This window comes from Arcicella rosea (assembly GCF_040543805.1).
GTDB lineage: Bacteria > Bacteroidota > Bacteroidia > Cytophagales > Spirosomataceae > Arcicella > Arcicella rosea.
In genome coordinates this window covers 77,336-90,354 of sequence record NZ_JBEUMS010000017.1, presented here as the reverse complement: position 1 = coordinate 90,354, position 13,019 = coordinate 77,336, and the positions used below count along the sequence as shown (strand labels likewise).

Below are 13,019 nucleotides of genomic sequence, written 5' to 3'. Positions count from 1 at the left end.
GAGAACCTAAATCTTTCAGCAACTTAAAAGTTGTTATCTTACAATGAATACAAACGCTCCTTTAAGTACTTATTTCGACCAAATCAATAAAAATGTTTGTAAAAATGTAGCTTTTTCGGAAGAAGAACTACGCATTTTTAACGAACATCTTCAATACAAAACCATCAAGAAAAAGACCTTTTTATTACAAGAAGGTGAAATTTGTAATTTCGAAGCATTCGTCATCAAAGGTTGTATGCGAAAGTATTATATCGATAAAAATGGCTTTGAAGTAGTCTTACAATTTGCCATTGAAGATTGGTGGGTAAGTGACATTGCCAGTTTCCACGAACAAAAACCTTCTAATTTATTTATTGAGGCTTTAGAAGACTGTGAGATTTTTGTGTTAACGCCTGAAAAAAAAGAAGCTTTATTAGCCAAAGCGCCCAAATTTGAAAGACAATTTAGGTTACTTGTTCAGAAAAATTTATCGGCAACACAAAGTAGGTTGATTAATTCTATCGCTCAGACTGCCCATGAACGATACGCTGATTTTTTGAAAAAATATCCAAAAATTCCGCAAAGAGTCGCACAACATTACATTGCTTCATACCTTGGTATTTCAGCAGAATTCCTCAGTAAAGTAAGAGCTAAAATGGCGAAAGAGAAATAATTAAAAAGCGGTTGAGAAACATTTCTCAACCGCTTTTTATTAATTAATATCCAGCATTCTGAACTAAATATCCTGGAATATTAGAAGCTCCGTCAATCGCTGTTTGTGGAATTGGGAAGATTCTTTTGTTTTTATCAGTATTTGATTTTTCCGTCCATTTATCTTCGAATTTTCCAAAACGAATCATGTCTGTACGACGAAGCATTTCCCAATAAAATTCAAATCCTCTTTCACGATACAATAAATCTAAAGACATAGTCGTCAAAGCTGGTGCTGGTGCGCTGTAAGTTCTTGCAGCTCTTACAGTATTTACATCTGCTAAAGCACTCGCAACATCATTACTTCTACGCAATTTTGCTTCGGCTCTCATCAAGTAAACATCTGCCAAACGCAAGATTACGATGTCAGCTTCACCAAAGTTTCTACCACTTACCGATTTTTTACTGAATTCATATTTTTCTACTCTGTAACCAGTATTATAATTACTTCCTGCTACTGTAAAATCAATTTGTTCTGTAAAGTCAACGGCTAATGTTGGTTTGTTTCTTGTATCATAAACCAATTTACCCACTTTCATTTTTCCATCAGCACATTTCAAGAAAACACCATTTCTACGAATCAATCCATATTGTTGTCCTCTTAAAATACCACGGTTGATATTAAAGTTTTCAGCAGCCACACATGAATCCGCAGGATTTGAATAAATAGAAAGGTTCTCTCTGTAAAATCTTGGGTCAACTTTCGGGTCTTGTGAACCATAAGCATTTACCCAAGTACGGTAGAAATCAGAAGTAATCGCTGGACCATCTGTACCGTTTGCATTTGGATACGCTGGCAATGGAAACTGATCACCCGAAAGCGAGAAGTACGCCAAACGGTTATGTCCATTCAATTCAGCACGTTGATCTACCGCAAAAACTAATTCTTTGTTAGTATGATTATCCGAATTGAAAATAGAGAAATAATCTCTCGCTAATTGGTATTGACCAGAAGCAATAATTTTATCAGTATATTCAATTACTTTGTCTAAATCTTCATTTTTGAAAGTAACAGCAGTTGCGTAAGGGTCACGATATACACCAGCATTTAAATATAATCTTGCTAATAATCCCCAAACAGCTCCTTTTGTTAATCTTCCAGGACCAACATTGGTTTCTAAATTTGGTTCAACAGCCAATAATTCACTTTTGATGTATTCAACGGCTTTGTCGCCTCTCAAAATAGTTGAGTTTTCACCGATGTCATTTTTCACGAAAACTAAACCGAAAAGGTCTAAAGTCAACATCGAATAATAGGCTCTCATCCCTCTTGCTTCTGCTAAATAGGTTTTAGCTATTGGGTCTTTAGAATTTGGCAAAGTATTGATAGCCGTGATAGCTCTTGACATTCCTTGCAAAATAAAATTCCAAGTATTTCTTAAATTCGGGTCAGTACTTGTTTGTGTATGTGCGTGCAAAGCCAAGTAAATACCATTATCGCCCCAGTCGGTTCCGCCACGGTAAGGTAAAATTGCTTCATCCGTAGAGATTTCCTGAATAGCAAAGTAATTGGTATGTAAAAAAATATCTGGAAGCCTTGCATAAACAGGCGCCATAATTCCGTCGGCAGCTTGTTTTTCAGAAAGGTTTGAAATGAAAGATTCATCCAATACTACTTCTTCAAGATTGGTACAACTTTCAATGGATAATATGCCCATTAGAGCGAATAAAACATATATTTTCTTTTTCATGATTTCGATGATTTGTAATTTGAAAATTTGGTAATTTGAAGATTTGAAAATGATTTTTTCTCAATCATCGCATCAACCAAAGATTGAACAGATAACGGTTAACTGCTTTCAGATAACAGTACTGTCAATTAAAATGAAATATTTAAGCCAAAAATGACAGACCTAGCTTTTGGATAACTTAGGTAATCAATTCCGTAAGAAGTAATACCGTTAACTGTTCTATCCGTATTTACTTCCGGATCAAAACCATCGTATTTTGTAAATACAGCAAGGTTTTGTCCTGTTACAGAAAGTCTCAAAGTAGAAACCCATTTGCTGATTCCTAAAGCTTTAGTATTTACATTATAACCTAAAGTCAAGTTATTCAAACGTAAGAAAGCGCCATCTTTCAAATATCTTGTCGATACTGGAGCGGAGTTATTCACTGATTCGTTTGTTGAAGCAATGGCTTCTGCCGTTGTATTGATACCTTTTGATAATCTTAATTTATAGAAGTTTGCGTTGGCGGTATTGTCATAAATTTTGTTACCCGAAACTCCGTTGAAATTGATTGACAAATCAAATCCTTTATAGTTTGCACGACCAAAGAAGTTAAATTGTTTCGTTGGTAAAGCACTTCCTGCAGCGATACGGTCTTTGTCCGTTACAATTCCATCGCCATCTACATCACGGAAAGTACTGATTCCTTTGTCGTCAAATCCTGTGAATTCTTTCAAGAAGAAAGTTCCAATTGGCTGACCGCTTACATAACCGTTGATTGTTGCTGAAGTCAAACCAGAACCTGAAGCAGAACCTGAAGGAATTACTGAGTAAGGAGAATTTTTAACAACATTATCAATAAAAGTAACGTTTCCACCTAATTCATAAGTAAAGCCTTCTGTAGCAGTATGACGATAGTTTAGTTCTAATTCTAAACCTTTGTTGGTAATCGTCATATCTTTTACATTTGTCCAGAAAGTACCTGCTGGCTGCACTGGATCGGCTGGAATTACTTCTAATAAAATATCGCCAGATACTTTATTGAAGACATCAATTGTACCTGTTAAAGCGCCATTCAAGAAACCAAAGTCAATCCCTAAATCTGTTTGTGTTGATTGTTCCCACTGAATATTCGGGTTTGCCAATCTTGTATAAGAAGTACCTGCTGGAAATGCACCAGTTTCAGATAATGGATAAGAAGTTCCTGCTGAAACAACAGAAGTAAATCTTGCTTGTGTGATTTTTGAAGGAATTTCTTGGTTACCAGTACGTCCCCAACCTGCTCTTACTTTCAAATTACTCAAAGCAGACCCTTTCAAGAATTCTTCTTCAGAGATTCTCCAACCTGCCGAGAAAGAAGGGAAAACGCCATATTTATTGTTTGCTCCAAACTTTGAAGAACCATCAACTCTTAAAGTTGCTGTTAATAAATACTTGTCATTGAACTGATAATTTACTCTTGAGAAAAACGATTGTAATTCATCGTTTGTAGCATAGCCTGTTGGCTTATTGTTTGCCAAAGTAAGTTCTTGTCCTAAACCAGGATTATAAATTGGTTCAATATCAGAAATCGGGAATTTATTGATACTGTATGAACGTCCACGGAACATGAATTTCTGATACGAATGTCCCACTAAAGCAGAAAAACTATGTTCTTTGATTGCTTTTGTATAAGTCAAATAGTTTTCAATCAAGCGGTTAGTATTTGTAATATTGATTGTTTCTAAACGACCATCTTGCAAAGGCACTGCATTTGCCAACGATTGTAAATCACGAGTAGAGCTTGAATTATCAATCCCGAAATTCAATTTATAGACTAAACCATCAATGATTTTGATAGAAGGAGAAATGTTTCCGATGATACGAGTAATAGAAGTAGCATCTTTTTCCAATTTCATCGTCGTCAATGGATTTACACCATTTACATACGAGTACGGTTGTCCTTTATCGTCATAAGCAGGATAAGTAGGGTTTGTAGAAATCGCTGCTCCGATAATCCCTGTAATTGGCGGTCGTTCATTATACGTATTCGTTGCATTCAAATTCACATCGACAGTCACACGGTCTTCCAATAATTTTTGGGTTACGTTAATACGACCCGTGTAACGGTCTAATTGGTTATTTTTCAGAATACCTTCTTGGTTTTGAATTCCGAAAGAAGCATAATAGGTCAATTTTTCAGCACCACCACCTAATGAAATATTATGGTTTTTAGTAAGTGCTGTTCTTGAAATTTCTTTCTGCCAATCGGTTGAAGCCTTCAAATCTTCCAAAACGCCTCCTAATGCTGGTACTTGTTTACGGTATTCATCAGCCGAGAAAATAGGCAGAGCTCTCGCCATTGTTGAGAAACCATAACTTGTAGAATAATTGAAAGAAGAAAAACCTGTTTTCCCTTTTTTAGTCGTGATTAAAATAACCCCGTTAGCTCCTCTTGAACCATAAATTGCTGTTGCCGAAGCATCTTTCAATACATCAATTGATTCAATATCTTGTGGATTCAAAAAGTTCAGCGGATTCGTTGCTCCACCGCTACTTGAATTATCTAAAGCCAAACCATCTACTACAAAAAGTGGCGTACTTCCTGTTCTTACTCCGCCTGGTCCACGTACGCTAATATTCTGAACACCACCTGGTTCTCCACTTGCTGAAGTAACATTTACACCCGATACTTTACCTTGTAAAAGTTGTTCTGGCGAGTTGATAATCCCTTGGTTGAATTCCGCAGGTTTCAATGATTTTACCGAACCTGTAATATCTTTTTTCGTTGAACTTCCGTAACCAACTACTACTACTTGCTCTAAGTCTGAAGCACTTGATACAAGCGCTACTTCTATCGTACTTTTTCCTGCAATCGCAATTTCTTGTTTTTCATAACCAATGAATGAAAATACCAAAGTCGCTTTTTCATCTGCCGTAATACTAAAATTTCCGTTGGCATCGGCATTTATACCACGTTTGCTATCTTTTACTAGAATGTTACAACCCGCCAATGGCTCTTTGGTTTTCGCATCAATTACTCTTCCTTTTACAGTAATTTCTTTTACTGCTTTATTAAGTACTGTTTGTTCATAAGCATTTGTTTTATTTGTTGAGAGAAGAGTAACATTACTGGCAAAAGTTGGATTAGCAGAAACGCCAACTGTTGCCCCAACTAAGACTCCAAGGATAAGCTTCGATTGAGTCTTAAAAAAAGGTTTTTTGTTCATTGTTGTTGTGTTGTAAATTGGAATATTCTTATTTTATCACAATATAATTAAATTGCAAACAAAAAAGAAAAATAAGGATTAGGTTTTTAATTGAGGGCGCAAGTTATTCATGTAAGATTTCCGGAAAGTAAAGCCTGTGTTATCAAAACATGATTTTTTCATAACATAGCCTTAATTTATCATTGGATTCATTTTTGAAAAACAATGCTTATTATTTAATAATACAAAAAGATAAATTATCATTTATATTCAAATATATTTATTTAATTATCCTAAATAAATATATTAAATAGTTAAAACATCTATATTTTAAAATATTTAAGGTTAATATATCTACAATCAATTGTTCATTAATACCTTTGCTTCGTAACAGTAAACACCCGTCAATCAGAAGGTTGGTTTTAAGAAAAAGTGAATTGCTTTTTGCTAGAAATTAAAAAGGAATCGTGTGTAAATCACGAACAGACGTGCTACTGTAAGTAACGGTTTCGTTCAGAAACGAATTTTCTTCCGTTTTGTCCATTGTTCTTTTCTAAGAATGAGAAGGGCGAAGAAAATGTTATAAGTCAGGAGACTTGCCTACCTTCTCAATGACTATTCCCTCACGATTAGGGCTTAGTTCACGCATTGATTTTTTACAAATACTTGTCGAATATTAACTGTTTCAGCAGTGAACCAGCGTGTGCTTATGCTTTACGCATGGCGGTGTGGTGTTTTCAAGTTTCATTCGGTGTATCGCAAAAACACACCAAAAAATCATCGAAACCCGATGATGACGAACCTTAAAACAACAATTACTATGTTTACACACAATTTGGGTTACCCACGTATCGGTAGCAAAAGAGAATTAAAACGTGCTTCTGAGCAATTTTGGGCTGGTAAAAGCACGAAAGATGAATTACTTTGGATTGGTCGCCAAATCAAAAGACAAAACTGGCAGCTTCAACAAGATGCTGGCATTGATTTGATTCCTTCGAATGATTTTTCACTTTATGACCATATTTTGGACACTGCCATGTTGGTCGGAGCAATTCCAGAACGTTATCATGCTTTGGTGGACGGACAAACCAACCGTGAATTAGACATTTACTTTGCAATGGCAAGGGGCGTACAACGTGACGGACTCGATATCAAAGCGATGGAAATGACCAAATGGTTTGATACGAACTACCATTACATCGTTCCTGAATTCACTAAAAATCAACACTTTAAAAGATATTCTGATAAAATTATTATTGACTTTGAAGATGCCAAACAAATAGGAATTGTGACAAAACCTGTTTTGATTGGTCCAGTTTCATTTCTTTTATTGGGAAAAGAAAAGGAAGCTGGTTTTCATCGCATTGATTTATTAGAAAAATTATTGCCGATTTATATAGACATTTTACAAGAATTGGCGATTCGTGGAGCAAAATGGATGCAATTAGATGAACCTTGTTTGACCTTGGATTTGACAGAAAACGAGCAAATTGCTTTCCAACAAGCTTATCAAAAAATCAAAAAGGCAGTACCAAACTTAAATATTTTGGTCGCTACTTATTTTGAATGTACAGGCGAAAATATTTATGTAGCCACTACTTTAGACATTGATGCTTTACACCTTGATTTGGTACGTTGTCCTTCGCAATTGGATGATATTTTTGAGCAAACAGATTTTGCCCAAACTGAAAAAATCTTATCGCTTGGTGTTGTCGATGGTAGAAATATTTGGAAGAATGACTATGCTAAATCCTTGAAATTCATCCAAAAAGCAATTGATACTTTAGGACAAGAAAGAGTAATGATTGCACCTTCCTGTTCATTATTACACTCTCCTTGCGATTTGGATTTAGAACAAAATGAACAAGTACTTACACCAGAAATCAAAAATTGGATGGCTTTTGCCAAGCAAAAGTTGAATGAAATAAATGTGCTAAGAAAACTTTCTGAACCAGCATCTGCTTCATTATTTGCTCAACAATTTACTGAAAATCAGCAGGCGATTCAAAGTAGAAAAGATTCAAAGCTGATTCATAAACCACAAGTAAAAGCAAGAGTAGCCGCTTTGACGGAACAAGATTCACATCGCCCAAGTCCGTTTAGTGTTCGTCAGGCTTTACAGTTGGACACCTTAAAACTTCCACTTTTCCCAACTACAACCATTGGTTCGTTTCCGCAAACCGATGATGTACGTGTATTGAGAGCGAACCTTAAAAAAGGAGTAATTTCACAGGAAGAATACGATGCCCAAATTGCGATAGAAATTGAAAAATCTATCCATTGGCAAGAAGAAATTGGCTTGGATGTATTGGTGCATGGCGAATTTGAGCGCAATGACATGGTAGAATATTTCGGCGAACAATTATCTGGATATGTATTTTCTCAGAATGGTTGGGTACAAAGTTATGGTAGTCGCTGTGTGAAACCACCAATTATTTATGGTGACGTTGAACGCCCTGTGGCGATGACGGTTCGTTGGTCGGAATTTGCACAATCGAAAACGCAAAAACTGATGAAAGGAATGCTTACTGGACCAATTACGATTTTACAATGGTCATTTGTAAGAGACGACCAAGCTCGCAAAACCACGGCTTTCCAAATTGCAATGGCGATTCGTGATGAAGTATTAGATTTAGAAAAAGCGGGTATCAAAGTGATTCAAATTGACGAACCTGCTATTCGTGAAGGTTTGCCTTTACGCCGTGCCGATTGGGAATATTACTTGCAATGGGCAGTTGAAGCCTTCCGTTTAAGTGCATCTGGCGTGAAAGACGAAACGCAAATTCATACGCACATGTGTTATTCTGAATTTAATGACATCATCAAACACATTGCCGACATGGATGCCGACGTGATTACGATTGAAACTTCACGCTCTCAAATGGAATTGTTGGATGCTTTTGTTGACTTTAAATATCCAAATGAAATCGGACCAGGCGTATATGACATTCACTCGCCACGAGTACCCGAAACAGAAGAAATGTTGGCACTGTTAGAGAAAGCTTTGGTGAATATTCCAGCCAGAAATTTATGGGTAAATCCAGATTGTGGCTTGAAAACTCGCCGTTGGGCAGAAACAGAATTGGCTTTGAAAAATATGATTAAAGCGACTACGCTTTTAAGAGAAAAAGTAAAAGAGGGCGTTTGTTAAAAACCATAAGGCGAGATTTCATCTCGCCTTATTTTGTTTTTAGGCTAAAAGTACTTCAGCTGGAATCCCTAAACCATGATAAAGATTTTTTACCATTTTCAGCGTAAGTGGTCTTTTTCTATTTAGTACTTCTGAAACTCGATTCTCGCCTCCAAAATACTTCGCTACTTCTTTTTGAGAAAGATTTAGCATCTCAATTCTTTGTTTAATTGATTCAATCGGATCAAGTTTTTCAATTGGGAAATGCTTTTTCTCATAATCTAATGCTAAAACCGATATTGCATCTAAAATATCTAAAGCTCTATTTCTTGTTGCTTCATCTTCGATTAAATCAGCATCAATCAAAGCATCAATTAAGGCAGAAGCTCGCTCGAAGTCAGCTTGATTAGTAATCGGTTTGATTTCAATTGCATCAAGATTGATGGTTAGTGATTTCATAATTTCTTTATTTAAATGTTCTTTATATCGTCGATTTTATCATACTCTTTATGCGTTCCAACGAATCTCACAAATACCCATTTTTTTGAATATTCATACTTTGCAATAAGTCTGTATTTATTTCGACAAATATTAAATACAATACGATTATTCCCCACAGTATCAGCACCTTTAAATAAGGAAATCACCTCATTAGGGCTATTAAAATCATACTCTTCATTAACTTCATGCCAAGTTTTGAGTGCTGCTTCTGAATCTGGGTATAACTCCCAAAAATCTCTTAATCTGGCTTTTGTGAATATTCTCATTTTCGTAAAAATTAATAGTGTAGTATTATAAAATTCCCTAAATGGGAATTTTAGGTAAATGTAAAAACATTTTTCATGAAAAACTATTCTATATCAATTATAATAAAATAATCACTAAATCACTCATTCACAACTCACTAACTAAACTCACGGCTTTCCGCCCACCAAAGCCAACAAATCATCTTTGGTAAATGACTTCAACATCAAAGTATCAGTCTTGATTAAATCACCGACTAAATCATTTTTGGATTCCTGCAAACGCATGATTTTTTCTTCAATCGTATTCGGACAAATCAGCCTTACTGCCACTACATTTTTCTTTTGTCCGATGCGATAACAACGGTCAATTGCCTGATTTTCAACCGCAGGATTCCACCACGGGTCAATTAAATACACGTAATCTGCTTCTGTCAAATTCAAGCCCGTCCCTCCTGCTTTTAAACTGATTAAAAATACTCTTACTTGTTTATTCTCCTGAAATTCATTTACTTTTTCTTCTCGTTTTTTTGTTTGACCAGTTAAGTATTCAAAAGAAATATCACGCTTTACGAGTTCCTTTTTTATCAAATCCAGCATCGTGACGAATTGTGAAAAAACTAAGATTTTATGTTCGGAAGATTTCATTTCAATTTCCTCCATCAAAGCCTCAATTTTAGACGATTCTCCGCCATAAAATTCTTCTTCATTCAATAAAGCTGGTGAATCACAAATTTGTCGAAGCTTTGTCAAGCCCGTCAAAATGTGCATACTTTCTTTGGGAATATCGCCTTCAATTTTATGATTCAAAAACTCTCTGAATTCCTTTTCATAAGCATCATATACTTTTCTTTGTTGCTCGCCCATTTCACAGTAAATCACTACTTCAGTTTTGTCTGGCAACTCTTTTGCGACTTGTTTTTTGGTTCTCCGCAGAATAAAAGGACTCACTTTCTGCTGTAATTGCTTTGCTTTTTTCTGGTCTTTAAACTTATCAATCGGCATAGAATAATGGTCTTTAAAATGCTGAAGACTCCCCAATAATCCCGGACAAGTAAAAGAAAGCTGACCGTATAAATCAAAAGTGTTGTTTTCAATCGGTGTACCCGTCAACACGATTTTATTACGAGCCGACAACAAACAAGCAGCCTGATAACGCTGAGAACTTGGGTTTTTAATCGCTTGTGATTCATCCAGAAAAATATAATTGAAATGATACTTTTTCAAGAAAGTGACGTCCGATAAAAGTGTTCCGTAAGAAGTCAAAATGATTTCATATTCTTCAAATCCTTTGGTACTTTTTACACGATTACTTCCATAAACACTCAATATTTTAATAGAAGGGGCAAATTTGGCTACTTCGGCTTCCCAGTTAAAAATCAACGAAGTAGGCACTACAATCAAGTTTGTATTTTGTACTTTTTTACTTCTTTGTGATAAAATAAAAGTGATAATTTGAATGGTTTTCCCCAAACCCATATCATCTGCCAAGCAACCGCCGAAACCAAATTCATCCAAGAAATTGAGCCAATTCAAGCCTTGTTTTTGATAATCTCTTAACGTCGCATTCAAAGCTTCTGGAATTGCTACGTTTTCAATTTTTTCAAAATCCTTCAGTTTATTGGTATAAAGCGTCAATTCTTGTTTTACTTCATTTTCCAAAAACTCTTCTTTAAACATCCGTCGAATCTCCGAAAAATTACTTTTCGGAATCCTGATTTTATGCTCAACAATCTCTCCTGCTTCAAAATATTCTGTGAATTGCTGTATCCATTGCGCTGGCAAAATGCCTAAAGTTCCATCGCCCAATTGCACATATTTACTTCTGTTTCTGAGCGATTTTTGCAATTGTTTTAAAGGTACTTGTTGCTTGCCATAACGAACCGATAATTCGGTTTCAAACCAACGAATGCCACTCGTTACGTTAACAGTAACTCGTGCTTTGTTGTAATTTCGCTTATTTTCTTTCAGTTCGTTAAAGCCTAAAATGGTAATTCCTTGGTTTTGCCATTCTTCAAAAGCCTCTAAAAACCAATCTTCATCCAGAAAATGCCTCCGATGTAAAAAGAAATAATTATGGTCGAGCTGGTCTTCAAAATCAGGATGTTGTTTTATTAAATCAGCCGTAAACTGGATTTCTGCATTATTATCTCGTTCTAACAAGAAAACATTTCCGTTAAAATCTGAGGCATAAATCTGCTTTTGAGAAAGTACTGGCACTTCTACTTTTCCGTATTTGATAACGGGCGTAATCAAAATATAATCCTCTGAATCAGACAGATAAATGATTTTTTGCTGATTTACATCAAATGTATTTTCTTCAATTTGAGCGGGCGTAGCTGGTCGGATATAAGAATAATGTACTCGAATCCTATTTTCGAGTTTGTATAAAATATTCTTTTGGAACTCCTCAAATTTTGAACGATGAACCAAAATTTTATGATTATTCTGCTTGAAAAAAGTAATGATTCTGAGGAAATCTGGATTTTCAATTAAATATAAAGTATCCGTAATTTGAATAAAATAATCAAATTTTATCGACAGCGCTTTTAAGTCATATACTCTATCATTAATCAGTAATTCTGCCGAAACTTCATGAAAAATGTCTTTATAATCAATCTGCATTTTCATGTCTATTTTCAACAATTTCAAGCGAATCGGAACAACGGAATTGGCATTTACTTTATCCGAAATTTTAGGGTCATGATAAAATACTTCAAGATTCAGCGGATTTCTCGCCAAAGCTTTTAAGCCTTCAAAAAGTGTTTTAGATGATTTTTCATGATTGGGCTGTTGAAATTTCAGAATACTTGTATAAAATTTAACTTCCTCTATTTCAGCAGTTTTCCAGATAAAATCTAATGGATTAATGGTTTTAAGTGGATTTTTTATCTTTCCATCTTTAGTCGATTGTGCTTCATACAATTCAACAATCAAGTGGTCATAATAGCGATGTTTTCCCAAAACAATCACCATTTTTTGGTTTTCTCCCAAAAGGGCAAAAGGAATATTCGGAAGTGTTGATTGTGGTAATAAAGAATTACTGAGTAACGTATTACTTACCTGATTTACAGCGATTAATTCCTTTAATTTTGGCTTAATCGACAACTTAAAAGGATTGTATTCTAACCAAAAGTATTCGTCTAAATTCTTTTCGTTTTCTAAACCATAATCTTTGGCAAAAGTTACCATTTTATTATGGCGAAGAGCATCATCAAAAAACACTCTAAGCGTCTGTCTTTCAGTCAGATTCAGCAATACTTGTACTTGATGTTCACAGAGATTTTTGATGGGCGCATTGCAATTACAAGCGAGTTTGATGGAATCTTTTTCTTGTCTGACCGTAACGGTGACAAAATCCATGCGAGTTAAATAGACAGGAATTTCTGTATAATTCAGCTCAATTTTTTCAGGTTGAAGGTCAAAAAAGCCTTTTTCGTCCGTTGAAACGAGCGATGAACTGTGCTTTAAAATGGTTAAATAAGTAAGCGTTGAAATATTGAGGTTTTCAAAAGTATATGTTAGTTGACGAGGGAGCATATTTGGCTTTGAGCTTTGAGCCGTGAGTTATGAGCATTAAAAAAACTTATAGCTCACG

Annotated in this window: 7 protein-coding genes and 1 riboswitch; of the genes, 2 read left to right on the top strand and 5 right to left on the bottom strand. The window is 35.3% G+C overall.

Annotated elements, in window-relative coordinates; translation table 11 throughout:
* Nucleotides 1-43: 43 nt before the first annotated feature.
* Complete coding sequence (locus ABID42_RS19820) at nucleotides 44-652, top strand: Crp/Fnr family transcriptional regulator (RefSeq protein ID WP_367285134.1); 609 nt, start codon at nucleotides 44-46, stop codon at nucleotides 650-652.
* A gap of 43 nt (nucleotides 653-695) precedes the next feature.
* On the opposite strand, the gene ABID42_RS19815 is transcribed toward ABID42_RS19820, so the two are convergent.
* Both ABID42_RS19815 and ABID42_RS19810 read right to left on the bottom strand, forming a co-directional pair.
* Nucleotides 696-2,381 carry a RagB/SusD family nutrient uptake outer membrane protein gene (locus tag ABID42_RS19815; protein ID WP_367285133.1) on the bottom strand — a complete coding sequence of 562 codons (1,686 nt, stop codon included), beginning with the start codon at nucleotides 2,379-2,381 and terminating at the stop codon, nucleotides 696-698.
* A gap of 128 nt (nucleotides 2,382-2,509) precedes the next feature.
* On the bottom strand, nucleotides 2,510-5,569 hold the full coding sequence (locus tag ABID42_RS19810) for a SusC/RagA family TonB-linked outer membrane protein (RefSeq protein ID WP_367285132.1): 3,060 nt from the start codon (nucleotides 5,567-5,569) through the stop codon (nucleotides 2,510-2,512).
* Between the two features lie 379 nt (nucleotides 5,570-5,948).
* Nucleotides 5,949-6,166, top strand: a riboswitch (cobalamin riboswitch).
* 202 nt (nucleotides 6,167-6,368) lie between these two features.
* Between ABID42_RS19810 and metE the strand changes: the two genes are divergently transcribed.
* Nucleotides 6,369-8,699, top strand: a complete 2,331-nt coding sequence (gene metE / locus ABID42_RS19805) for a 5-methyltetrahydropteroyltriglutamate--homocysteine S-methyltransferase (RefSeq protein ID WP_367285131.1) — start codon at nucleotides 6,369-6,371, stop codon at nucleotides 8,697-8,699.
* A 39-nt stretch (nucleotides 8,700-8,738) separates the two neighbouring features.
* Here metE and ABID42_RS19800 read toward each other — a convergent pair whose 3' ends face one another.
* The 3 genes from ABID42_RS19800 to ABID42_RS19790 all read right to left on the bottom strand — a co-directional run bounded on the left by ABID42_RS19800 (nucleotide 8,739) and on the right by ABID42_RS19790 (nucleotide 12,961).
* Nucleotides 8,739-9,137 (bottom strand): helix-turn-helix domain-containing protein, encoded by a 399-nt coding sequence (locus tag ABID42_RS19800; RefSeq protein ID WP_367285130.1) that lies wholly within the window; start codon nucleotides 9,135-9,137, stop codon nucleotides 8,739-8,741.
* An 11-nt stretch (nucleotides 9,138-9,148) separates the two neighbouring features.
* On the bottom strand, nucleotides 9,149-9,445 hold the full coding sequence (locus ABID42_RS19795) for a type II toxin-antitoxin system HigB family toxin (RefSeq protein ID WP_323689462.1): 297 nt from the start codon (nucleotides 9,443-9,445) through the stop codon (nucleotides 9,149-9,151).
* Nucleotides 9,446-9,592: 147 nt separating this feature from the next.
* Nucleotides 9,593-12,961, bottom strand: coding sequence for a DEAD/DEAH box helicase (locus tag ABID42_RS19790; protein ID WP_367285129.1), 3,369 nt, complete (start codon nucleotides 12,959-12,961; stop codon nucleotides 9,593-9,595).
* Between the last annotated feature and the right edge of the window lie 58 nt (nucleotides 12,962-13,019).

Bases quoted from the DNA above. Each gene is read 5' to 3' on its own strand.
- ABID42_RS19820 (WP_367285134.1), top strand. From the start codon at position 44: ATGAATACAAACGCTCCTTTAAGTACTTATTTCGACCAAATCAATAAA.
- ABID42_RS19815 (WP_367285133.1), bottom strand. From the start codon at position 2,381: ATGAAAAAGAAAATATATGTTTTATTCGCTCTAATGGGCATATTATCC.
- ABID42_RS19810 (WP_367285132.1), bottom strand. From the start codon at position 5,569: ATGAACAAAAAACCTTTTTTTAAGACTCAATCGAAGCTTATCCTTGGA.
- metE (WP_367285131.1), top strand. From the start codon at position 6,369: ATGTTTACACACAATTTGGGTTACCCACGTATCGGTAGCAAAAGAGAA.
- ABID42_RS19800 (WP_367285130.1), bottom strand. From the start codon at position 9,137: ATGAAATCACTAACCATCAATCTTGATGCAATTGAAATCAAACCGATT.
- ABID42_RS19795 (WP_323689462.1), bottom strand. From the start codon at position 9,445: ATGAGAATATTCACAAAAGCCAGATTAAGAGATTTTTGGGAGTTATAC.
- ABID42_RS19790 (WP_367285129.1), bottom strand. From the start codon at position 12,961: ATGCTCCCTCGTCAACTAACATATACTTTTGAAAACCTCAATATTTCA.